The following is a 22,816-nucleotide window of genomic DNA, read 5'->3' as shown; positions in this document are numbered from 1 at the left end:
GCCTCACATGCTCTTGTAGTTATCGAGCACGGCCTTGCCGGACGCACCAGCTTCCTCGGCCCATTCCGAGGCCATCGTCTCGCCGATCTTCTTCAGGCCGCTCATCAGCTCGTCGGTCGGCTCTTCGACCGTCATGCCGTTGTCCTTGAGCTCCTGGGTCTTTTCCTCGGTCTCCGTCTTGGAGGCTTCCCAGCCGCGCGTCTCCGCGGCGGCAGCGGCTTCCATCACCGCCTTCTGATCTTCCTCCGAGAGGCTCTGGAAAGCCCGCTTGTTCACGAAGACCATGTTCTTCGGCAGCCAGGCCTGCGTGTTCGTATAGATTTTGACGTAATCCCAGGCCTTGGAATTGGCGCCCGTCGAGGGAGACGTGACCATGGCCTCCACGCGTCCGGTGGAGAAGGCGGTCGGCAGATCGGGCACTTCGACCTGCGTCGGCACTGCGCCTGCAAGCTGGGCGAGCCGCTCTGTTGCCGCGTTGTAGGCACGCATCTTCAGGCCGGCGAGATCTTCGACCTTCGTCACTTCCTTGGTGGTGTAAAGCCCCTGCGGCGGCCACGGCACGGAATAGAGAAGCGTCAGGCCCTGCTGATCGAGCACCTTTTCGAGCTCCGGCTTCTGCGCGTCGTAGAGCTTCTTGGCGTCGTCATAGCTCGTCGCCACAAAGGGCGCGGAATCGAGCCCGAAAATCGGATCTTCGTTGGACAGGCGCGAGACGAGCACCTCGCCGATCGGCACCAGCCCCTTGCGCACCGCATCCTTGATCTCCGGATGCTTGAACAGCGATCCGGCCGAATGGACGGTGATGGTGAGATCGCCGTCCGTCGCCTCTTTCACATCCTCGGCGAACTTGGCGATGTTCTGCGTGTGGAAATTGCTGTCGCCATAAGGCGTCGGCATGTCCCAGGCGGTCTGCGCCTGGGCACCCGTAACCGCTAAGCCATTGGCGACGAAGCCGGCGAGCGCGAGCGCCCCCAGAAATGTCTTGTACATCGATGCTCTCCCTCTTGGTTTTTCGCGAGAGCCCGAGCCGGCGTCCCGCAGCTGTGCCGAGACTGTTCGCACCCCGACGATTTGTCAACGTTGTGTTGACGTTTTCTTCCCGACATGCTTCCGATAGCCAATCGAGCGACGGGAGAGACGATCGTGGCACAATCGGAAGCCGGCGGGAAATGGGACTTCTGGATCGATAGGGGCGGCACCTTCACGGATGTCGTGGCCCGCAATCCCGCGGGCGCACTCTCCGCGATGAAGCTCCTGTCGGAAAATCCCGGCGCCTATGACGATGCGGCGATCGAGGCGATCCGCCGCTTTCTCGAGGTTCCGGCTGGCGAGAAAATGCCGTCGGAGAAGATCGGCGCGGTCAAGATGGGCACGACGGTCGCCACCAATGCGCTTCTGGAGCGCAAGGGCGAGCGCACGGCCCTTTTGATCACCCGAGGTTTCCGCGACGCGCTTCGCATCGGCTACCAGGCGCGCCCCGATATCTTTGCGAAGAAGATCGTCCTGCCGGACCTCCTCTATGATCGCGTCGAAGAAATCGACGAGCGCGTGCGCGCCGACGGCACGGTCGAGGCGGCGCCTGATGAAGCCGCGATCCGCAAAACGCTTCAGGCCTTGAAGGACGATCGCTTCGACGCACTCGCGATCGTCTTCATGCATGCCTGGAAATACCCCGAGCACGAGGCCGCCGTGGCGGAGATCGCCCGCGACATGGGCTTCACCCAGGTTTCCGTCAGCCACGAAACCTCACCGCTCGTCAAACTCGTCGGCCGTGGCGATACGACGGTGGTCGACGCCTATCTCTCGCCGATCCTCGCTCGCTACATCGCCCGCGTCGCCCGCGATCTCGGCATCAAGGAAACGGCGGACCCGGCCGAGCCACACGATCCCGATGCGCCCCGTCTCATGTTCATGATGTCCTCGGGTGGGTTGACGGCGGCGGAACTTTTCGCCGGCAAGGACGCGATCCTGTCAGGCCCCGCCGCCGGCGTCGTCGGCGCCACCGAAACCGCGAAGATGGCCGGGCTCGACAAGATCATCGGCTTCGACATGGGCGGCACCTCCACGGACGTCTCGCATTTTGCGGGCGACCTCGAACGCGCCTTCGAGACGGAGGTGGCGGGGGTCAGGATGCGCGCCCCGATGATGCGCATCCACACGGTGGCAGCTGGCGGTGGCTCGATCCTCTCTTACGCCTCGGGCCGCTTTCAGGTCGGCCCCGCCTCGGCCGGCGCCGATCCCGGACCGGCCGCCTACCGCCGCGGCGGTCCCCTCACCGTCACCGACGCCAACATCATGGCCGGCAAAATCCGGGCGGAGAATTTCCCGGCGATTTTTGGCCCGAACCAGGACGAGCCGCTCGACATTGAGGCGGTCGAAAAGGGCTTCGAAGCGCTTGCGGGTGAGATCGGACCAGACGAGAACGGCAGGCACCGCACACCTGAGGAGATTGCCGACGGATTTTTGAAAATCGCCGTCGAAAACATGGCGAACGCCATCAAAAAAATCTCCGTCGAGCGCGGCCACGACGTCACCCATTACGCGCTTTCCTGCTTCGGCGGGGCCGGTGGCCAGCACGCCTGCCAGATCGCCGACAGGCTCGGCATGCAGAAGGTGCATATTCACCCGCTTTCGGGCGTCCTCTCCGCCTACGGCATGGGGCTCGCCGATGTGCGCGCCAACAAGAGCCGCGCCACGGTCCTGCCGCTCGCAGCGGATTCTGAATCAGAACTTCAACGCGTTGAATCAGAACTTGAGGAAGAGGCCCGCCAAGAACTTCAAGACCAGGCGATAAGCGATTCAGAGATCACGATTATCGCCAAGGCGCATCTGCGCTACGAGGGCACCGATACGCCGATCCCGGTGCCTTTCGGCAAGGCAGCTGAAATGCGATCCGCCTTCGAAGACGCCCACCGCGCCCAGTTCGGCTTCATCTACGACGACAAGCCCTTGATCGCCGAACAGGTCGAGGTGGAAGCCGTCGGCGGCGGCGCCGACATCGACGAGCCGGAAACGGACACGATCTCCGAGGACGTGCGGCCGCAAGCCACCACCCGATTCTTTTCGGCCGGCGCCTGGCACGAGGCTGCGATCGCGCAGCGCGCCGAGCTCTCCCCCGGCGCCCGCCTCAAGGGCCCGGCGCTCATCATCGAGGACCATCAGACGATCGTCATCGAGCCCGGCTGGTCGGCGGAGATCACGGCGAAGAACCATGTCATCCTGACGCGCACGGAGGCGATGGCGCGCGACCACGCGATCGGCACCAGGGCCGATCCGGTGCTTCTCGAGATCTTCAACAACCTCTTCATGTCGATTGCCGAGCAGATGGGCGTGACGCTTCAGAACACCGCCTATTCGGTGAACATCAAGGAACGGCTCGATTTCTCCTGCGCCGTCTTCGGGCCGAACGGCACGCTCGTCGCCAACGCCCCGCACATGCCGGTGCATCTGGGCTCCATGGACCGCTCGGTGGAAACGGTGCGCGAGAAGAACCCGGACATTCGCCCCGGCGACGTCTACGCCCTCAACGCCCCCTACAACGGCGGCACGCATCTTCCCGACATCACCGTCGTCACGCCGGTCTTCGAGATCGACGACGAGACAGCGGGTCCGAGCACTCGGGATGCCGCAGACACCATTCCTCTCCCCGCCGGGGAGAGGGTGGCGCCTCCGACGAAGGAAGAGACGTCGGGTGAGGGGTCCGACTCAGCTCCCGTCACCCGGCCTGCCCTTCGCGCAGACGACGGCGAGTCCGAAAGAAAGCCGCGCATCCTCTTCTGGGTCGCCTCACGCGGCCACCATGCCGATGTCGGAGGCGTGGCGCCGGGCTCGATGACGCCGCGGGCGACCAACGTCGACGAGGAAGGCGTTCTGATCGACAATTTCAAACTCGTCGATCGGGGCCGGTTCCGCGAGGACGCACTCCGCGAGCTTTTGACCGACCATGCCTATCCCTGCCGCAACCCGGACCAGAACGTCGCCGACCTGAAGGCGCAGATCGCCGCCAACGAAAAGGGCGTCGCGGAGATGCGCAAGATGGTGGCGGAGTTTGGCCTCGATGTCGTGCAGGCCTATATGCGCCATGTCCGCGACAATGCGGCCGAAAGCGTCCGCCGCGTCATCGAGAGCCTGAAGGATTCGGAATTTTCCGTCGAAACCGACCAGGGCGCCGTGATCAAGGTGGCGATCACGGTCGACAAGGAGAACCGTTCCGCCAAGGTCGATTTCACCGGCACGTCGGCGGCGAAAGAGAACAACTTCAACGCCCCTGCCCCGGTGACGCGCGCCGCCGTGCTTTACGCCTTCCGCGTCATGGTGGAGGCCGACATCCCGATGAATGCCGGCTGCCTGGAGCCGATCGAAATCGTTCTCCCGAAAGGGTCGATGCTGTCGCCGGAATATCCGCGCGCCGTCGTCGCCGGCAATGTCGAGACGAGCCAGCAGGTGACGAACGCCCTCTTCGGCGCCCTCGGCGCCATGGCCGCCTCCGAAGGGACCATGAACAACCTCACCTTTGGCAACGCCACCTACCAGTATTACGAGACGATCTGTTCGGGCTCACCGGCCGGCACGATGAACGACGGCACCGGCTTCGACGGCACGGATGGCGTCCATGTGCACATGACCAATTCGCGCCTCACCGATCCGGAAGTTCTTGAGATGCGCTATCCGGTGCTGCTGGAGGATTTTCATATCCGCCGCGGATCGGGCGGCCACGGCGCGTTTTCGGCCGGATCAGGCACGCGCCGCACCATCCGCTTCCTGGAAGAAATGGACTGCGCCATCCTTTCCTCCCACCGAAAAGTTCCCCCACACGGGCTCAAAGGCGGCGCGGCCGGGCAAGTCGGTAAAACCGAAATCCGACGCCTCGATGGAAGCCTCGAAGAGCTCGAAGGCGCCGATCAGACGGTTCTGAAAGCCGGCGAAGCGGTGATCGTCACGACGCCGACCGGCGGGGGATTTGGGGCAGCCTGACGCTCATACACGGACGGCGCGGAACACCTCCGCGCCGTCTTGAGAGAAAACCTTGCGACCTGCTCAGCTGCCGCCGCCATCGCCACCACCCGGCGCAGGCGCCTGGATGTCGACGTTCACGTCTGGCCCACCGCCGCCGCCACCCGTGAAGAGGTTCACGCCGCCGAGTGCCAGGAAGAGGATGACGACAAGGACGAGAAGCGCCCCGACGATGAAGGCGAGAAAGGTGTTGCCGCCTGAGCTTTCAGCCATTTCGTTCTCCGTCTTATGTTCCGTGCCACAATGCGGGGCGCACAGGGTTCGTTCCCGCCGCCAGGCGCCTCCTCCCCACGCAGGATCGGCGTTGATCGACCCGCGCCTCGACCGTCCTCATGTCCAGAAGATGCAGCCGATCGCCGGGTACCGTCTTCGCAGCCGGCAATCGCTCCCTATATCCCTCTTCAAACAGGGAGATCTCTCATGACCGACACCGCCGCCCAGACCGATGGCCAGCATGTTTCGCAATCCGGCTATGATCTGACGCCGATCCGCGGCGCCGAACGCGACAAGCTCGCCGAAAAGCTGACGCCGGAAGAGCGTCACATCATGCTCGACCACGGCACGGAGACGCCCTTCTGCGGCGGTCTTCTCACCAACAAGGAAGACGGCGTCTACATCTGCAAGCTCTGCAGCCTGCCGCTCTTCCGCTCGGTGACGAAATTCGAATCCGGCACCGGCTGGCCGAGCTTCTACGAGCCCTTCGATCCGGAACATGTGCGCGAGATCGAGGACAATTCCCACGGCATGCGCCGCATCGAGACGCGCTGCGCCCGCTGCGACAGCCATCTCGGTCACGTCTTCCCCGACGGCCCGCGCCCGACGGGTCTGCGCTATTGCATGAATTCGGCCGCGCTCGAATTCGAGACGGAATGACCGGCGCGCCTGCGAGCTGACACGGCACGATGTCGAAGACGCTGATCCTCATCGGGCTCGCCCTCGTCGCGGCGGGCCTTCTCTGGCCGCTCCTTTCGAGGTTCGGCCTCTTCCGCCTGCCCGGCGACATCGCGGTGGAGCGGGAGAATGTCTCGTTCTATTTTCCGATCACCACGATGGTGATCGTGAGCCTCGTCCTCTCGCTCATCCTGTGGTTCTTCAACAGGTAGGCCGGCAAAGAGCGGAAAAGGCCGCGTTCAACGCGGCCGAAAACCTGCCTTGCGCTCAACCAAAAGCTGCCTCATCCTGCGCTTCGGTCGAGGCTGTGCCGGGGGAGGCAGATCTCATGCGAACCGCCATTCTTGGGCTGATGTTGGCTGTCATCGCGCCCGCAGCAGCCGAAGCGCAGGTCCCCGCCTTGGAGACGGATGGCACCGTCGTCTACACCACCACCAACCGACAGACGCGGCTCGGCGAGGGACGCCGTCTCACCGCCCTCGTCCAGAAGGGCATCATCAAGGACAAGAGAGAGGCGAGCCCGCTGCATCTGAGCGCGCAGGATTGTGTGGGAACGCTCTATACGGCCGAAGGCGAGACGCCGTTTGGCGCCGGGATCTGCACGACCATCGACCACGACCGCGATCTCTGGTGGCTCTCCTGGACCTCGGACGGAGAACGCGGCGGCGAATGGGTCGCCATCGACGGCACCGGCAAATATCGAGGCCTGAGCGGCGGCGGCACCATCCGTGTCATTCTCAACATGAAGGATCGGACGGCGCTCGAATATACCGGCTCGCTCACCCTGAAGCCGCGGCCGCGCCGGCCCTCTAGCGCTGCAGAGACGTCGTCTCCACCTCCCGATACGGATAATGACGAACGACAGCATTGAAATAGGCGCCCGCCGACTGCGCCTCCGTGAGCCCGGCGAAGACGGCTTTCGGGACATGGTCGTAGCGGTAAATGCGGCCCGTCTGGAAAGCGATGAAAAGCGCTTTCTCCGCCGGCACGTAGAGCGCCTGCTTCAAGGCCTCCGATTGAAAGACATGCTCCAGAACCTCCATGCGAGCACGTATCTAGGCTCGGCCCCGCGGCCGGCGAGACGGAGGAAGCGGCGAAGCGTCCGCTGAAGAATGCCGATCTGCGGTTTAACAGGCGCAAGGTGCCAAGAAACTCTTCGGAGGCCCTCATGTCCTCGTCCCTGCATCACTCGGCCTGCGCTCTCGCGATGCTCTTGTCTCTTGCCCCACCGGCCTTGGCGGCGGGAGATGCGCAGGAGGGACAGGCGATTGCCCAGAAATGGTGTGCCGCCTGCCACGTCGTCATGGAGACGCAGACGAGCGCCACGCCCGCCGCACCGAGCTTCGCCGCAATCGGAGAGAAATATCGCGGCAAGGGCCTCGCGGCGCTTGCCGCCTTCCTCGCCGACCCGCATCCGGTGATGCCGGATATGAGCCTGACGCGACAGGAGATCCGCGACCTCACCGCCTATATCGAAGCGCTTCGCGGCTGAGGCCTGGCCGAACGCGGCAGTCGGAATCGAAACGGGCCGCATGCGGCGGCCCGTCCATGGAAAAGTCTTCGATCCCCGAAACCGGGGCTCCGCCTCAATTGAGGGCGGTCAGATCCGTCGCCGTCGGCGCGCCATCGCGCATCTCGACGTCGAAGAAGACGATCTGGTCGGGCTGAAGCGTCGCCAGCCCGGCGCGCTCCAGCGCGGTGCGGTGAACAAAAATGTCGGCGCCCTCATCGGGGCGGATAAAGCCGAAGCCTCGGCGGGTGTCGAACCAGACAACGTTGCCTGTGTGCATAATTCGGGTGTCCTTTGACTCACTTTCGCGCCGCGCTCCGCGGCTGCGTTCAGCGATGTGATGGATTGATTGGGAATATGCGCCGCCCGGCTTTCGCGGGGCTTGTGGCGCGGGCGCCCATGAAGTCGCCCTGGATGACGCGGATATGGAGGCCGAAGAGGGCCGTTTCAAGGCCGTGTCCGACCAAAGAAATCGGCTTCCGCGGTCTTGGGCGTTGAAATCCGCCCTTGAACCAGTCTCAGCGCGCGGCTGGAATGTCGGCCGTCTGGGCCCACGGCTTCAAATCGATGATCGGCGTACCATCGAGACAATCGAGGGCGTCGACGACGATGATCCCCCTCTCCTGGTCCATCTCGACAATCGAGACGAGCGACAACCCGATCGGATTGGGCCTCACGGGCGAGCGCAAAGAGAAGACGCCGGCCGGCCTTTCGCGATGCTTCGGCGCCTGGACGATGAGATCACGTCGTGCCCCGTCCATCCACATGAGCACGAAAACCACCTGACCCGGTCGATAATCGGCAAGGCCTGGCCGGTAGGGCTCGTCGATCTGCAGCGAAAAGCCGAGACCCGCTTCGGCCTCCGCTCGCTCGCGCGCCTGACGGATGTTGCGCGGGCATTCGCCGGGTCCAACCCACGGCGTCTTGGCATGACCGATATAGACGAGACCCGCGTCAGGCGTTCGCTCGCCCGGATCGAAGGCGAGTGCGATCTCCCCCTCCCGCGTCGGGTTTTCCCACGAACGGGCCCTGGCATCCGATTTTTCCTGTTGCGAGCCGGAGCCCACCGTCCCGGGATCGTTCCTGTCGTCCGCCATGCGCCTCTCCTTTCGAAGGAGTTAGGCAAAGGTCGCGACGCGGTTCAAGCGTGAGAGCGTCGCAAGCACGAGGCTGCGAGACGGCGGCTGCGGGACGATCGGCCCCGGCAGGCAGACGAACGCCGACCGTTGCACGACGCTCCAAAAAGATATAATGCTATCTTTATATCTTTTTGAAAGAGGTCTCGATGGGCCTGACGAAACTTGCGCGCGCCGCCCAGGCGCTTGCCGATGAAACCCGGCTCCGCCTTGTGGCGCTGCTTGCCGAGGGCGAGCGCCCCGTCAAGGAGCTCGTGGAAATCCTCGGCCAGTCGCAGCCACGCATCTCCCGGCATCTGAAGATCTTGACGGAAGCCGACATCATTCGCCGGCTGCCGGAAGGCGCGCATGTCTATTACCGGCTGGCCTCCGACGGCGAAGCGGCGGCGTTGGCGCGGGCGGCCCTGACCGCCATGCAGGCCGATCCCTTGCGCAACGAGACGGATTTGCGCCGCGATCGCGACAGGCTGGAGCTCATCCGCCGCCGCAACCAGGAAACGGCAGAACTCTATTTCGCGCGCCATGCCGAGGAATGGGATCGGCTGCGTTCCCTGCACGTGCCCGAAAAGGAGGTCGAGGCGGCAATCCGCGCCGCGCTGAGCGGCCACCATCCCCGTTCTCTCCTCGACATCGGCACCGGCACCGGCCGCATGCTCGAACTCCTTGCCGATTGCGCCGAGCGGCTGACGGGCATCGATCGCTCGCCGCAGATGCTGGCGCTTGCACGGACGAGCCTGGAACGCGCGGGCCTCTCGCATGTGCGGCTGCGCAGCGGCGATGCGCTCAATCTTCCCCTGCCGCGCGCGTCCTTTGACGTCGTCGTCATCCATCAGGTTCTGCATTTTCTGGAAGATCCGCGGGCGGCACTTTCGGAGGCGGCTCGGGTTCTGGCCCCGGGCGGGATGCTGCTCGTCGTCGACTTCGCGCCCCATCATCTGGAGTTCCTGCGCCAGAACCACGCGCATCTGAGGCTCGGCTTCTCCGACGAGCAGCTCACGCAATGGCTGTCGGCCACCGCCCTCGAGCAATTCTCCATCCAGCACCTCGCCCCCAAGTCCCCGGCGAGGGAGGACGAGCATTTGACGGTCACCATCGCGACAGCCTTCAAGGCCGAAGCCGACGAAGACGCGGAACCCCTCCAGGAAGGAGCGCTCGCATGACGCCTGCAGCCCACCACACCGCCGGACCGAAGAGGCTCGAGCTCTCATTCGAGTTCTTTCCGCCCAAGAAGCCCGAGCAATTCGCCGCCTTCAAAGACACGGCAGAGCGGCTCAAAGCCTTTGCGCCGGATTTCGTCTCCGTCACCTATGGTGCCGGCGGCACGTCGAAGGACCGCTCTTTCGCGGCGGTGGAGATACTGACGCAGGAAGTCGGCCTGCCGACGGCCGCGCATCTCACCTGCGTCTCCGCCGCCTGCTCCGCTACGAACGAGGCGATCGCGACCTTTCAGACCTTCGGCGTCAGGCATTTCGTAGCCCTGCGCGGCGACCCGCCCGAGGGGCCCGGGACGCCCTATGCCCCGCATCCGGAGGGCTACACCGATACGGCCGACTTGATCCGCGGCCTTCGCCGCATCGACGATTTCGAGATCTCCGTCAGCGCCTATCCGGAGCGCCATCCAGAAAGCCCCGACTGGGACACCGAAATCGACATCCTGAAGCGCAAGGTCGATGCCGGCGCGACCCGTGCCCTGACGCAGTTCTTCTACGACAATGACGATTTTGAACGGTATGTGGAGAAGGTTGCGGCCGCCGGCATCACGATTCCGATCGTGCCGGGCATCCTGCCTGTGCACCGCTTCGCCGCCGTACATTCCTTTGCCGGCCGCTGCGGCGCGCGCATCCCGGCGCATCTTCTGCCGCTATCGGAGCTTTCAGGCGAGGCGCATTTCGAAGCCGCGGCCGACCTCGCCGCGCGCCAGATCGACGATCTCGCACAGCGCGGCGTCTCCGGCTTTCATATCTACACGATGAACCAGCACCGCCTCGTCTCGGCGGTCTTGAAAGCGGCAGGAGTTTTCGAAGGGGAAAGGACATGCTGCGCGGCATGAGCGCGCCGCGCAGCCGAAGAAGAGTTGAACGTCGCCGATATCACACCGCGCCCAGCACGATCGCGCAGATAAAGACAAAGGCAGATATCAAGGCGATCATGTTGATTGATTTCGCCAGGTTCATGGCATCCTCCCGCATCTTTTACGTCTAAAGTCTAACCCCAAACATTGCTGACAGGAATGTTTTTCGTCATTGCGACGCATTGTTCTCTTCATGCGGCAAGTCGCCGCAGTCAGATTCTCTCCGAAATACCAGCGGTTTAGGCATGCTGCGGCGCGACAATCCCGCTAAGCCGGCATAGATTTTTTTTGTTTCCGCGCTCCTCCGAGGGCCTAAACAGACGCTTTCCGACACTGTTTTCGCATCTGGATATGAACTTAGAAGTATTATAGAATACCGTTTTTGCGGAGGACGCGACCTTGCCCCATCTGTTTCGCTTCCTGTTCGTGCACGTCGCGCTTGGCGCTCTCGTCGGCTGGTTGTTCCTGGCGATTCTACTGGGCTTCGACACCGGCGGTTTGTGGACGCTGATCTCTCACTCATCCACGCCCCTTCTGCCGCTCGCCCTTCTGGCGGCTTTCTTTGCCCTCACCTTCGGCGGCGCGGTGACCGCAAGCGGCGTCCTTCTGTCGGCGGAGGAAGGTGACGAGCCGCCCATCGGCCCGAAACGGCGCCGGCGCCGGCGCCGGCGCCTGATGGCGCTCCCGTCTCTGTCTCCGCGCCCGGCCCCGCGTCCAGCCGTGGCCGTCGCCGGCGCACGGCGCAGACCCCGCATCCACGATATGGACGAGCTGCACCGGGGCTGATCGAAAAACCTGCGCCGAGACGGGAAAGACGACGCGGATAATATGCCGCCGGGTCTTCGCCCGGCCGCCCTGTCCTGCTAAACACCGCCAACGGCGATTCCTGAAGACGACGGGGCCAAAACGATCAAAACCTTCACCGACGCACGCGAGGCTGCGCTGGAGATGCGGCCGGATGTTCCGGTCTATTGTTTCCATCCACAGGTCCTCGCCGAGGACGTTGCGCATTTTGCGCAGGCGTTCCCTGGCAAGACGGCCTATGCCGTCAAAACCAACGGCGAGCCCTTCGTTCTCAAGGCCATCGCCGATGCCGGCGTGAAAACCTTCGACGTCGCCAGTCCCGCCGAATTTGCGGCCGCGCGCGAAGCCTCGCCCAACGCCGAACTCCTCTACATGCACCCGGTGAAGGCGCAGTCGGATATCCGCCTGGCGCTCGAAAGCTACGGCATCCGCACCCTTTCTCTCGACCACGAGGACGAGGTGGCCAAAATCCTGCGGATCGTGCGGGCGCTCGATTTCGATCCGGCAGATCTGACCTTGTTCGTGCGTCTGCAGACCAAGGGTTCGGCCACCTACGAATTGTCGAAAAAGTTCGGCGCCACCCCCGCCCATGCGGTGGAACTTTTGCAGCGCATCGCCGGCATCGGCTTCAAGCCGGCCCTTTGTTTCCATGTCGGCAGCCAGATCGAAGACCCGGAAATCTACGAGCGCGCGCTGGGCTCCGCAGATTGGGTGCGCGCCCGCTCCGGTGTCGAGCTGACGGCCCTCGATGTCGGCGGCGGATTTCCGGCACCCTACGGCTACGATCCGCGCCGCAAGAAGCGCATCATGCCGGACCGCGACGAGATCATGGCGCGGCTTCGAAAAGATCTGACGGAATGGGGTTTTGCCGACCTGCCGCTCATTGCCGAGCCGGGTCGCGTCATCGTCGCCCGCTCCATTTCGCTGATCGTCCGCGTGCTCCTGAAAAAGGGCAAACGCATCTACATCAACGACGGCATCTGGGCGTCGCTCTCAGATTCCTGGACGGGCAAGATCACCCTTCCCGCGCGCTTCATTCCCGATCCGGCCCGCAAGCGCCGCTCCGGCAATCCGCACGAAATCGTGCCGTTCAAGGTTTGCGGCGCCACTTGCGACAGCGTCGACATTCTCTCGCGCCCGTTCTGGCTGCCGGAGACGGTCGATACCGGCGACTGGATCGAGATCGGCCATATCGGCGCCTATTCCCTGTCGCTTCGAAGCCGCTTCAACGGCTTTTATCCCGACACGGTCGTCGAGGTGGAAACCCCCTTCGACGAAGGCGACAAGCCGGAAGGCTTTGCCGCGATCGAGACCATGGCCGACTGAGCTCCTCCGGCCTTTCAGACCGATTTCAGCTTTGGGGCGGATATCTTCATTGTCCGCGGTCCGGGCGATCGCGATGAGCATCTCGATGACCTCCAGCGTCAGCGAGCGCAACGAAAGGTGCGACAAAGGCATGGGTGGACAGGTCCATCCAGAGAGCATCCTCGGCCGCTGCCGGGTTTTCGGCCAAGGCCTGGCGCATGCGCCCGAGCGCTTCCACTGCCTCGACGAATTCCCCGCGCTCCTCGTTATCGTCGCGCTTCATGTCGACCCAGAAGAAACCTTCTGAGAACAAGAAAAGAGCGCCGGCGAGGTGGACGGCCGGCGAAAGACCTTCGATATCGCGGATCCGACGGTAGAAGCGCTTATCCAGACGTATCTCGTCAGTTCCATCCCACTGAGCGCGGACAAGGTCATCGGCGACCTGAAGCAACAATTGACGGTAGAGGTTCCTTGTTTCTTGGTCAGGCAAGCAGTTCTCCAGCGCCGCCCTGTCGGGAATGAAAAAACGATTGGTCAACGACCAGATCAAGCTCATAGCCCCATCATCGAAGGCTCGGGTGGCCAACGACTGCAATGCGACGAGTGGCAGGAAGGGGCGCCGCACCTGTTTGTTGGCCTCGCGAAAGGCTTTGAGGCGCTGGAACTCTTCCCTCGAAAAGAGCGGCGAAAGATCCTGATCCACCAGCATGTCGTCGATCCGGTCATAGCCGCAGGCCAGGGCCAGATAGACGGCCTTCAATGCCGACTGAAGGTCGCCCGCAGCGACATAGGCGCAGGCTGCATGATGGAAGACATAGGGGTTCCACCAGGCATCTGCCGCGACACGCTCATAAAGCTCCACGATGTCGTCGCCGCGGCCGAGGGTCCAGCAAGCGTAGAAATACTTCACCATCAGCCACCAGAAGCGATCGTCGAAAGGCCGTTCGGCGAGAAACGCTTCCGTGTTTCTGGCAAACCAGCCGGCCCCGAACTCGGCGATCAATTGAAGTTGAGCCGGATCGGGATCGTCCTTGGGACAGATCGCCTCGAATTCGTACAGCTCTCTTGTGAGAGGCGGCAGCAGCGCCTTTTCATCAGCCTCCTTCAACGCATCCCACAGCGCTTCCGGGTCATCCGTCCGCTGCCACTCCGGTTCTTTGAACGCGCTTATCACGTCATGAATGATGAGGGCGCCATCCCGGTCGACAAGCCATCCAAGGCTATGCTCGCGCATCCCTCTTTGCCGGACGCGTTCGAGCCGGACCACCTCGACGCTGCCTGGATCGACTGGTAGGGGCTTCCCGCCGAGATAGACCGCCCGTTCGCCGATCAGCAAAGCGTCGCGCGTATAGTAGAGCCGGGTGTCGACATGCCCTTCCTTGCCGACATCGTCCAGCACGGTTCCCTCGATCGTGTACCAGCGGCGCTTGTCGCGCGCGTAGCCGCCACCGACATATTCGAAGCTTTCAGGATCCGCGCCCGAAATCACCTCGCCCGTGGGCGTGTAGACCTGTCGATCATCGCGATAGAGGCATCGCTCCATTTCGGGCTCGGTCGGGATGGCCCGAAACGAAGCGGGATCGGTCTCGATCAGGCGACGGCCGACCACCGCATGGCGCGCATCCTTGGCACCCCACGACGTCTGTTCGGCCGTAAAGGCATCGAACCCCGGCAGCGGCCATAGCCTGCCGGTGTCGTAATGCGTCGTGAAGTGTCCGTTGTAATGGAAACCTTCAAACAGGCGCACCGGCCTCAAAAGCGTCGCCTGAGGCAGGCGCTCCCTGGCGATCTCACGACGCCGCGTCTCGATCAGCGTGCGAACTCTCCTGCGAATGCGCGCGTCGAGAACGGTACTTCGCCCAATCGCCTCTTGATAGGGCTGCTCGTAGGGCCTGGAGCCGAACATGTATTTGTTCAGCAGGGCGTCGAAGCGCTTTTTCTCGTCCTCGTCGAGCCCGTCGTCATCCCGACGCGCACCGCCCTTCTTTGTGAGCGTGAAGGCCGCATCGATCGGATCCGTCAGGAAGTTCATCGCTCCTGCCGAGATTAGCAGCCGGCCGCTTGCGCCTTCTGGCATGAAGTCCGCGATCTTCAAGAAGGCGTCGAAGTAAGGCCGTGCCATGATCTCTTCGCCCGTGTCGCCCCAATTGTAGATGAAGGCGAGGAAAGCCGCCGCCTCACTCTTCAGATAGCGCAGGATGAGCCAGTCTTCGCTCCGATCGACGATGATGCTGGCTGCAGGCTCGGCAAAGACTGGGGCTATGGTTTTCAGGAAGCGGTCGAAAGCATCCTTTTCGAGCGGGACATGAGCGGCGAGCAACGACGGTTCGGTCATGGGCGACAGCTTCCGATATACCCCTGAGTGAGCGCCTGGTTGTAACTTGCTCACCCATCCTTGCTGGTAATCCTATTAGCGTGACGTCGACTGCGCCGAGCGCTCCCAATAATCCCGGATCGCCTTTTCCAATTGATGCTTCACGTAATTCACGTGAAGGCGTGCGCCCCATAGGCTGAGATCCTCTGGATAGGCTGAAATGCTGGCAAATCCGACGATGCGATCCTTGTTCACGGTCACGAGGGCGCTCGCCGCGCTTGCGCGTGGGAAATCCTTGATCGTCACCTTAAACGTGTAATAGCCGGTGAACTCGGTGAGATCACCGAAATCGGCGTAGCGGCCGCCCGCAAGAGGCTTCAGACCGGGCTCGCGGCCGGGCAGCATATTGGTAAGCAGGACCTCCACGAGAACCGATGCGAGCCGTCCTCCGTCCTCGACCCCGTGCGGCACCCTCCCCTCAGCAAGACGAAACGAAAATGGCATGACCCCGGTATTTTCCAGCGGATCGGCATCATCGACGAGGAAACGGATATCGCCTTTGCCGTCCAGGGCGGGCGCGGAGAGATTGAGGTCGCGCCAATGCGCCGGAAAAACGATCTCCAGCGTATCGATCTCACCACTCTCTGCGGGGGCATCGAGGCGCACCGTCTTGGCATCTTGAAGGGCGGGATCTTCAGCCGCCGGCTCCACAAATGAAATGGAGCCGACAAAGGTGGCAATCTCCGTCTCAAAACTCGACCAGTCGTCTTCCTCCGCCTCTGCGCGAACAATCAGAAGCGCCTTTCCTCGCCGAAAGACGGAGATGCGCATTCTTAAGCCCGGTTCTGTCGCTTCGCTCGTTCCGAGCGCCTCGCCGAAGACAGCGCTATGCGAAACCGCATCACCGTTGGAAGGAGCCCAGACCGCGGCAAGCAACCGGGCGTAATCGATACCAAGCCCAACCCTTTTCAGGTCAATCTCTGCAGCATAGACGTGGATCTCAGCCCGCCTCTCGTCAGAATGCCGGCCAGCCAGCACCTCGCGGAAGGCGGGGAAGATTTCTGCGGCCTTGAAGTCGTCTCGTCCCACATTGAGACGCTCCCATTCGAAGCCCTCGGGAGATGCCGATCGGAAGGCAAGCGCGGGAAAGCCATCTGGCTCGAAGGTGAGTTCGTCCACTGGGCGTTCAAGCAAAGAAAAGCCCGGCTTTTCCCGAGCAGCGCCGGAAGAAGCTCCCACCAAGGCAAACGCCAAGGCGACAAGAAAGAGCCCGACAAAGCGGCGAAGCGGACAGAGTGATTTGCTCCATCCTGCCACTTTTTTCTCCGCCTTCCGCACCTGACGGCTGCTCTCTTTCAACAGGAAACCCACAACCGATTCACAGCTCTTATACAATCTGCCCACAACCCGCATGCGAACTCTTACGCGAGCATGAGCTTGTCGTCGTCGAGCTGCTTTCCGATCGCGCGTCCGAACAGGCTCGAGAGATCCTGAACGGTGAGTTTCGCCCGCTCCTCTTCGGTGAAGTCGAGGACGATGCGGCCGGAATCCATCATGATGGTGCGGTGGCCGACGGCCAGCGCATCGCGCATCGAATGCGTCACCATCAACGTCGTGAGCTTGCGCGTCTCGGCGATCTCTGTGGAAAGCGCCAGGACTTTCGCGGCAGCCCCCGGATCGAGCGCGGCCGTATGCTCGTCGAGAACGAGGATCTTCATCGGCAGAAGCGTTGCCATCAACAGGCTGATCGCCTGGCGTTGCCCACCCGACAAAGTGCCGACCGGCTGCGTCATGCGGTCTTCCAGCCCGATCTCGAGCTTCGCCACCTGGTCGGCGAGCCATTTGCGGTTCTGCCGCGTGCCGAGTGCGCCCTTGAGGCCCCGACTTTTGCCGCGCGCCGCCGCGAGAGCGAGGTTCTCCTCGATCGACAGGGACGAGCAGGTGCCGAGCCGCGGCTCCTGAAAGACCCGGCCGACATGCATCGCCCGCCGGTGCGGAGACCAGGCCGTTACGTCCTCGCCATCGAGATGCACGCTGCCGCGTTCGGGCTTCACCGTGCCGACGACGACCGACAGAAGCGTCGATTTGCCGGCGCCGTTCGAGCCGATGACGGTGACGAACTCGCCATCCGCGATCTTGAGGTTGATGTCGCTGAGCGCCCTCACCTCTGTCGGCGTGCCGGCGTTGAAGGTGACGTGGATGTTATTCAACGACAGCATCAGCCGGCCCTCTTGGCGGCGGCCGCACGGCGCGGCGTCATGCCGGCCCTGCGTCGGTTTCTTTGCGCGCGCCCCTTGGACAGGACGACCGCAATCGCAACGACGATCGCCGTCACGAGATTGAGGTCCTGCGGCTGAATGCCGATGAAGCCGGCACTGAGCGACAGGGCGATGAAGAGACGATAGACGAGCGCTCCGACGATGCAGCCGAGCGTGGCGACGAAGACCATGCGCCGGCCGAGGATCGCCTCGCCAATGATGAGGGCGGCAAGGCCGGTCACGATCGTGCCGATACCCATGGAGACATCCGCCACGCCCTGAAGCTGCGCGAACAAGGCGCCGGCGAGCGCGACGAGGCCGTTGCTGATCGCCATGCCGACGAGCGCCATGCGCCCGACCGCAATCCCCTGCGCCTCCGCCATGGCCGGATTCTCACCGGACGCGCGCAGGGCGAGCCCCAGCTCGGTCTTCAAGAACCAGTCGACGAGGAACTTCGCCGCAAAGGCCACGATCGCAATCAGGACCGTGTTCGTCCAAAGCCCGAAATCGAACCAGGATTGCGCCACGTCGAACACCGTATCGACGTTGTAGAGGGGCACGTTCGGCCCGCCCATGATCCTGAGATTGATGGAGAAAAGCGCCACCATCGTCAGAATGCCGGACAGAAGGTTCATGATGCCGAAGCGCACGTTGAGAAGCGCTGTGACGAGCCCTGCCCCCCAGCCCGCGACGATCGCAAGCCCGGTTGCAAGAAACGGATCGACACCGGAGGCGAGAGCGGCGGCCGCAACCGCCGCTCCGAGCGGAAAACTGCCGTCGACCGTCAAATCGGGAAAGTCGAGCACGCGGAACGAGAGAAACACCCCGAGCGCGACGAGCGAAAAAAGAAGTCCCGATTCAAGGGCGCCAGCGAAGGCGAAAAGGCTCATAATTAGCGAACGACCTTCTTCGCCTTGGCCAAAACGTCGTCCGGAATGGTGACGCCCATTTTCTCGGCCGAGGTGGCGTTGAGATAAAGATCCTGGCTGTCGGAAACGGCCACCGGGATATCGGCCGGCGACTTGCCGTCGAGGATATCGGCCGCCATGTCGCCGGACAGGACGCCCATCTTGTAATAGTCGAAGCCGAGGGCTGCGATGGCGCCGCGATTGACGGAATCGACGTCGGAGGCAAACACCGGCAGACCGGCGCGTTCGCCGACCGTGACGACACCTTCAAGCACCGAGACGACGGTGTTGTCGACCGGAAGAAGCACGACGTCCGCCCGCCCGACCAGGCTGCGTGCCGCATCGGCGACGAGCGTCGACTGCGCTGCAGGCGCCTCGACCAGCGTCATGCCGAAAGGCTCGACCGCGGTCTTCAGATCTTCCACCTGTTTGGCCGCATTGGCCTCGCCAGGATTGTAGATGACACCGAGTTTCGTGGCGTCGGGCATCAGCTCTTTGATGAGCTCGAGCATCGGCTCGTAGGGCTGCTGGTCGCTCGTGCCGGTGACGAGACCGCCCGGCTTCTCGCGGCTTTCCACAAGGCCAGCACCGACCGGATCGGTGACGGCGGCGAAGATCACCGGGGTGTTCTTGAGCGCGTGTTTGACGGCCTGTGCGGAAGGCGTGGAAATGCCGACGGCGAGATCGGGTTCAAGCCCGGCGAATTCGGAGGCGATCTGGGCCTGCGTCGCCATATTGCCCTGAGCCGAGCGCGAAACGATTTTGAGGTTTTCACCTTCCTTGTAGCCGCGTTCCGCGAGACCTTCGATCATCCCATTGCGGACGGCGTCGAGCGCCGGATGCTCGACGATATAGGTGATGGCGACGGTCTTCGTGTCCTGCGCCTTGGATTCCTCGAAGGTCGCGGCGCTGGCAATGCCGAGTGCGAGCGCGGCCAAAGCGAAAGCTTTGAGGGTCTGCATATGAACGCCTTTCGAGATTGAGAGAACGGAAATCTGCCTCATGGCCCCGTGGCAGATCCGATGCCGGCAGATAAGCCGCCGCCCCCCAAGGCGGGCACATCGAACGTCCTGCCAAAGAGTTCGATTTTCAAGATTTTACGCAATAGCACGGCAGAAGCTGCGATCAACGCCTTCCGCGACCAAAGCCTGCGGTTGTTCGTCCGATCGTGGATTATGCGGACGCGTCTGTCATTGAGCCGTGGCGGCCGCAGCATATCGGGCCGGCGGGCACAGAAAGCGCTTGGTCACCCGTATTGCTGTGACCTACGCCCATCAGAGAGTTCTCGGCGCATCAATGAGGCTTGGCAGCTCGCAAAAAAATCAAAGATACACGTCGTCGGACAGATAGCCGTTGCCGCCGATGACGGCCTTGATGTCGGCAAGGCTCCGGTCATCGGGACGCAGATCGACGGCGAGTGGCTACTCCGCGTTCTCCGCTGCCTGGCGGTAAACGTTGCCATCACGGAAGGGACGCGGCAAAGCCACGACCTTGTCGGCAAGAAGCGCGCCACCCACCATCCAGATGTGCTGCCCGTCATCGGGCGCCCGGTAAAAGAGCGCATCGCGACCGATGATCACGAGCTTTCCGGCCGTGCCGTAGCCATCCGGGCGCACGCTTTTAAAAGACCTCTCGGAATAATACGCCGCATCCCAGCGCGGATGCGGCTCATATTGTCCGGAGGATTGAGGCGTCTCTCGAACGACAGCGCATTTCGTCATCCGCATGAAGCCGAGAAGAAAGCGATCGAGATCCTCTTCGGTTGCAACGCCCTCTGGCCCGCTTCCGTAATCTTCGGCGCGCTCGGCCCGACACACGACGCTGTGCTTGCAGGCACCCTTCCAGTAATCGACCGAGACGACCTGCGCCTTCTGCAGGGGCGTAAACTTCCCCGTGAGCCGCACGATCACGAACTGACCGGGTTCCACGGCGTATTGGCAATTGACGGGATAGGCCTTGCCGCCCTCTGAAAAGCGCACCTGCGCGACCCGGTATTCTGGCAATTGGCGCCCCCCAAAATAACTCTCTCGGCCAAACGGCCTCGTTCGCGCATCGCTGCAGAGGTCGTTTAGCCGTGAGGTCGTGAAGGGTTTGTTTCGCCGCGACAGATCGCGGGCCGGCACCGCGACAGAAAAGCTCAGCGAATCTTGGCGAGCAGCTCTTCCGTCGGCCAGGCATCGGCCGGCAGGCCGAGACGCAGCTGTTCAGAGCGCACGGCGTCACGCGTCATCGCGCCCAGAATGCCATCGACCTTGCCGACCTGATAACCCTTGTCGAGAAGCGCCTGCTGCAACTGCTTCATCTGCGCACCCGACAAACCACTGGACGCATTGCCCATATCGGCACGCGGAGCTCCATCCAGGCGCGTGGCGAGATAGGCCGCCGTCGTGGCGTAGACGAGCGACTGATTCCATTCCAGGAAGACATGGAAGTTCGGATAGGCGAGGAAGGCCGGCCCGTTGCGTCCCATCGGCAGGACGAGAGAGGCGGGCAAAGAACCGCCCGGCAGATTGCCGGAGCGCGCCTTCACGCCCCAGGATTCCCACTTGCTCACCGGGATTTTGTTGTAGAGCCCGGCCTCCGCCCAGGGCAGATCGGCCGGAATCACGACCTCTTGCAGCCATGGCTCGTTCGCACGCCAGCCGAGGCGGTTCAGGAAATTGCCCGCGGTCGCGAGCACGTCGGGAACGCTCTTCTTCAGGTTCACATGCCCGTCGCCGTCGAAGTCGACGCCGGAAGCGAGATAATCGGAAGGAAGGATCTGTGTCTGGCCGAGCTCGCCCGCCCAGGCACCCTTCATCTCCGAGCGTGCGAGATCGCCGCGATCGAGGAGCTTCAAGGCGGCGATGAGCTGCGGCCTGAAAAGCTCCGGCCGCCGGCAATCATGCGCGAGGGTCGCGAGCGCGTTGAGCGTATCGAAATCGCCCTGATTGGCGCCGAAATCCGTCTCCAGCGCCCAGAACGCCGAGATCACCGGCCCCGGGACGCCATATTTCTGCTCGATGCGCGAGAAGGTCGAGGCATATTTGTTGAGAAGCGAGCGGCCGTTCTTCAGCCGGTAATCGTTGACCATACGGCCCGCGAACTCGGCAAACGTCTGTGTGAACACGCCCTGCGCGCGATCGCGCGAAATGACCCGCCGATCGAATTGCACACCGGAAAGGGCGGAGAGGCCCCGATCGGAGACGCCGGCTGCGGCCGCCTCCTGCTTCACTCCGTTGAGCCAGGTCGAAAAATCGCCGCCGCATTGCTGAGCGGCAGCCGGCGTCGCAAGGACGAGACCGAAAACGGCCGCCGTCCATACACATTTCGCGCGCATGAGATCTCCTAGTGATTCCCGCGCCCCGCATTCTGGCGCGGCCCCCAAACGATTCAAGAAGTGGGCCTTTTCAAGAAGCGGAGCGCGGATCGGTCAAAACTTTCGCTCAGGCAGATTCCGTCTCGGCGGAGAGGGTCGGATAGTCCGTATATCCGTGCTCGTCGCCGCCATAGAAGGTCGCCTGATCCGGCTCCGCGAGCGGGGCATTCCGCTTGAGCCGCTCCACGAGGTCGGGATTGGAGATGAACGGCCGTCCGAAAGCCACGAGGTCGGCCTTCCCCTCGTCGACGGCTGAGATCGCGAGTTCGCGCGTATAGCCGTTGTTGCCGATATAGAGGCCGGCAAAATCCCGCTTCAACGTGGTGACGTCGAACTGTCCGTCCGGCTGGCGGGCACCGCGCGTCTCGCCTTCGATGACGTGCAGATAGACGAGCCGCCTTTCGGAGAGTTCACGCACATAGGCGCGGAAGAGCATCTCCGGATCGGAATCGGCGATGTCGTTCGCGGGACTGACCGGCGAAATCCGGATGCCGACCCGCTCCGGCCCCCACACATCGACGACGGCATCGACCACCTGCAGCGGGAAACGCATGCGGTTGTCGAGCGAACCGCCATAGGTGTCATGGCGCTTGTTGGTCTTGTCGCGCAAGAACTGGTCGAGCAGATAGCCGTTGGCGGAATGGATCTCCACGCCGTCGAAACCGGCACGCTGAGCGTTCGCGGCCGCCTTGCGGTAATCCTCGACGATGCCCGGCAGCTCATCGGCGCTGAGCGCCCGCGGCTCCACGGCGTCCTTGAAACCCTCCTCCGTGAAAGCCTTAACGTTCGGCTTCACCGGAGACGGTGCGACCGGCAGCTGACCGTTCGGCTGCAGATCGGGATGCGAGATGCGCCCGACATGCCACAATTGCAGGACGATCTTGCCGCCCGCGTCGTGCACGGCGTCGGTGACCGCACGCCAGCGCTCCACCTGCAGGTCGGAATGGATGCCGGGCGTCCAGGCATAACCTTTGCCCTGCTGCGTGATCTGCGTCGCTTCCGCGATGATCAGGCCGGCCGAGGCACGCTGGCGGTAATATTCCACATGCCAGTCCCGCGGCGCATCGTTCTCGTCGGCGCGGCTGCGCGTCAACGGCGCCATGACGATGCGGTTGGCAAGCGGTACGGGACCGAGATCGATCGGCTGAAAGAGCTTCGACAATGTCTCAGACATAAACTTCCCTTCTCAAAACGGCGGGCGGGTGTCGTTGCGCATCTAACTAGGTGCGGTGCAAAATCTCGCCAGTC

Annotated in this window: 23 protein-coding genes; 10 read left to right on the top strand and 13 right to left on the bottom strand. The window is 63.0% G+C overall.

Features of this window, described 5'->3' with window-relative positions:
* Positions 1 to 3: 3 nt before the first annotated feature.
* Positions 4 to 990, bottom strand: coding sequence for a TRAP transporter substrate-binding protein (locus tag ACK8CP_RS02705; RefSeq protein WP_414833271.1), 987 nt, complete (start codon positions 988 to 990; stop codon positions 4 to 6).
* 114 nt (positions 991 to 1,104) lie between these two features.
* Between ACK8CP_RS02705 and ACK8CP_RS02700 the strand changes: the two genes are divergently transcribed.
* Positions 1,105 to 4,974, top strand: a complete 3,870-nt coding sequence (locus ACK8CP_RS02700) for a hydantoinase B/oxoprolinase family protein (RefSeq protein ID WP_414833270.1) — start codon at positions 1,105 to 1,107, stop codon at positions 4,972 to 4,974.
* Between the two features lie 63 nt (positions 4,975 to 5,037).
* Here the strand turns inward: ACK8CP_RS02700 and ACK8CP_RS02695 are convergent, their stop codons facing one another.
* Complete coding sequence (locus tag ACK8CP_RS02695) at positions 5,038 to 5,226, bottom strand: hypothetical protein (RefSeq protein WP_234628471.1); 189 nt, start codon at positions 5,224 to 5,226, stop codon at positions 5,038 to 5,040.
* 207 nt (positions 5,227 to 5,433) lie between these two features.
* On the opposite strand from ACK8CP_RS02695, the gene msrB reads away from it, so the two are divergent.
* The 3 genes from msrB to ACK8CP_RS02680 all read left to right on the top strand — a co-directional run bounded on the left by msrB (position 5,434) and on the right by ACK8CP_RS02680 (position 6,775).
* Positions 5,434 to 5,886 carry a peptide-methionine (R)-S-oxide reductase MsrB gene (gene msrB, locus ACK8CP_RS02690; RefSeq protein ID WP_414833269.1) on the top strand — a complete coding sequence of 151 codons (453 nt, stop codon included), beginning with the start codon at positions 5,434 to 5,436 and terminating at the stop codon, positions 5,884 to 5,886.
* 29 nt (positions 5,887 to 5,915) lie between these two features.
* Positions 5,916 to 6,116 carry a DUF2905 domain-containing protein gene (locus ACK8CP_RS02685; RefSeq protein WP_234628473.1) on the top strand — a complete coding sequence of 67 codons (201 nt, stop codon included), beginning with the start codon at positions 5,916 to 5,918 and terminating at the stop codon, positions 6,114 to 6,116.
* 116 nt (positions 6,117 to 6,232) lie between these two features.
* Positions 6,233 to 6,775, top strand: a complete 543-nt coding sequence (locus tag ACK8CP_RS02680) for a hypothetical protein (protein ID WP_414833268.1) — start codon at positions 6,233 to 6,235, stop codon at positions 6,773 to 6,775.
* Here the strand turns inward: ACK8CP_RS02680 and ACK8CP_RS02675 are convergent.
* Positions 6,714 to 6,947: a KTSC domain-containing protein gene (locus tag ACK8CP_RS02675; protein ID WP_414833267.1), complete on the bottom strand. Its 234-nt coding sequence runs from the start codon at positions 6,945 to 6,947 to the stop codon at positions 6,714 to 6,716. The genes ACK8CP_RS02680 and ACK8CP_RS02675 overlap by 62 nt on opposite strands.
* A gap of 125 nt (positions 6,948 to 7,072) precedes the next feature.
* Here ACK8CP_RS02675 and ACK8CP_RS02670 point away from each other — a divergent pair, with 125 nt between their 5' ends.
* On the top strand, positions 7,073 to 7,396 hold the full coding sequence (locus tag ACK8CP_RS02670; RefSeq protein ID WP_414833266.1) for a c-type cytochrome: 324 nt from the start codon (positions 7,073 to 7,075) through the stop codon (positions 7,394 to 7,396).
* A 94-nt stretch (positions 7,397 to 7,490) separates the two neighbouring features.
* On the opposite strand, the gene ACK8CP_RS02665 is transcribed toward ACK8CP_RS02670, so the two are convergent.
* Both ACK8CP_RS02665 and ACK8CP_RS02660 read right to left on the bottom strand, forming a co-directional pair.
* Positions 7,491 to 7,694: a cold-shock protein gene (locus tag ACK8CP_RS02665; RefSeq protein ID WP_092810980.1), complete on the bottom strand. Its 204-nt coding sequence runs from the start codon at positions 7,692 to 7,694 to the stop codon at positions 7,491 to 7,493.
* Between the two features lie 238 nt (positions 7,695 to 7,932).
* Positions 7,933 to 8,511, bottom strand: coding sequence for a TrmO family methyltransferase (locus ACK8CP_RS02660; protein WP_414833265.1), 579 nt, complete (start codon positions 8,509 to 8,511; stop codon positions 7,933 to 7,935).
* 188 nt (positions 8,512 to 8,699) lie between these two features.
* Here ACK8CP_RS02660 and ACK8CP_RS02655 point away from each other — a divergent pair, with 188 nt between their 5' ends.
* From ACK8CP_RS02655 to ACK8CP_RS02635, 5 genes are all read left to right on the top strand, one after another.
* Positions 8,700 to 9,710, top strand: a complete 1,011-nt coding sequence (locus ACK8CP_RS02655; RefSeq protein ID WP_414833264.1) for an ArsR/SmtB family transcription factor — start codon at positions 8,700 to 8,702, stop codon at positions 9,708 to 9,710.
* The gene (metF, locus tag ACK8CP_RS02650) at positions 9,707 to 10,600 is read left to right on the top strand and encodes a methylenetetrahydrofolate reductase [NAD(P)H] (protein ID WP_414833263.1); all 894 of its coding nucleotides are present in this window, start codon (positions 9,707 to 9,709) and stop codon (positions 10,598 to 10,600) included. The genes ACK8CP_RS02655 and metF overlap by 4 nt, the downstream gene beginning before the upstream one ends.
* Positions 10,585 to 10,752, top strand: coding sequence for a hypothetical protein (locus tag ACK8CP_RS02645; RefSeq protein WP_164879577.1), 168 nt, complete (start codon positions 10,585 to 10,587; stop codon positions 10,750 to 10,752). The genes metF and ACK8CP_RS02645 overlap by 16 nt, the downstream gene beginning before the upstream one ends.
* 268 nt (positions 10,753 to 11,020) lie before the next feature.
* Complete coding sequence (locus ACK8CP_RS02640; protein WP_414833262.1) at positions 11,021 to 11,407, top strand: hypothetical protein; 387 nt, start codon at positions 11,021 to 11,023, stop codon at positions 11,405 to 11,407.
* A gap of 162 nt (positions 11,408 to 11,569) precedes the next feature.
* Positions 11,570 to 12,751 (top strand): alanine racemase, encoded by a 1,182-nt coding sequence (locus ACK8CP_RS02635; RefSeq protein ID WP_207145344.1) that lies wholly within the window; start codon positions 11,570 to 11,572, stop codon positions 12,749 to 12,751.
* A 46-nt stretch (positions 12,752 to 12,797) separates the two neighbouring features.
* On the opposite strand, the gene ACK8CP_RS02630 is transcribed toward ACK8CP_RS02635, so the two are convergent.
* The 8 genes from ACK8CP_RS02630 to ACK8CP_RS02595 all read right to left on the bottom strand — a co-directional run bounded on the left by ACK8CP_RS02630 (position 12,798) and on the right by ACK8CP_RS02595 (position 22,742).
* Positions 12,798 to 15,065: a hypothetical protein gene (locus ACK8CP_RS02630; RefSeq protein WP_414833261.1), complete on the bottom strand. Its 2,268-nt coding sequence runs from the start codon at positions 15,063 to 15,065 to the stop codon at positions 12,798 to 12,800.
* A 75-nt stretch (positions 15,066 to 15,140) separates the two neighbouring features.
* Positions 15,141 to 16,223 (bottom strand): hypothetical protein, encoded by a 1,083-nt coding sequence (locus tag ACK8CP_RS02625; protein WP_414833260.1) that lies wholly within the window; start codon positions 16,221 to 16,223, stop codon positions 15,141 to 15,143.
* Between the two features lie 242 nt (positions 16,224 to 16,465).
* The gene (locus ACK8CP_RS02620) at positions 16,466 to 17,263 is read right to left on the bottom strand and encodes an ABC transporter ATP-binding protein (RefSeq protein WP_234628483.1); all 798 of its coding nucleotides are present in this window, start codon (positions 17,261 to 17,263) and stop codon (positions 16,466 to 16,468) included.
* The gene (locus ACK8CP_RS02615; RefSeq protein WP_234628484.1) at positions 17,263 to 18,192 is read right to left on the bottom strand and encodes an ABC transporter permease; all 930 of its coding nucleotides are present in this window, start codon (positions 18,190 to 18,192) and stop codon (positions 17,263 to 17,265) included. Before ACK8CP_RS02615 ends, ACK8CP_RS02620 begins: the two co-directional genes overlap by 1 nt.
* A gap of 2 nt (positions 18,193 to 18,194) precedes the next feature.
* A complete protein-coding gene (locus ACK8CP_RS02610) occupies positions 18,195 to 19,148 on the bottom strand; it encodes an ABC transporter substrate-binding protein (protein WP_414834176.1) in 954 nt (317 codons plus the stop codon).
* 483 nt (positions 19,149 to 19,631) lie between these two features.
* Entirely contained in the window at positions 19,632 to 20,213 is a 582-nt protein-coding gene (locus ACK8CP_RS02605) for a hypothetical protein (protein ID WP_414833259.1), read from the bottom strand.
* Positions 20,214 to 20,347: 134 nt separating this feature from the next.
* A complete protein-coding gene (locus ACK8CP_RS02600; protein ID WP_414833258.1) occupies positions 20,348 to 21,529 on the bottom strand; it encodes a lytic murein transglycosylase in 1,182 nt (393 codons plus the stop codon).
* A 106-nt stretch (positions 21,530 to 21,635) separates the two neighbouring features.
* On the bottom strand, positions 21,636 to 22,742 hold the full coding sequence (locus tag ACK8CP_RS02595; RefSeq protein WP_261214356.1) for an alkene reductase: 1,107 nt from the start codon (positions 22,740 to 22,742) through the stop codon (positions 21,636 to 21,638).
* Between the last annotated feature and the right edge of the window lie 74 nt (positions 22,743 to 22,816).

This window comes from Afifella sp. YEN Y35 (assembly GCF_047553465.1).
In the GTDB taxonomy this organism is placed as follows: domain Bacteria; phylum Pseudomonadota; class Alphaproteobacteria; order Rhizobiales; family Afifellaceae; genus Afifella; species Afifella aestuarii.
This window is presented reverse-complemented; position numbering and strand designations above follow the sequence as displayed.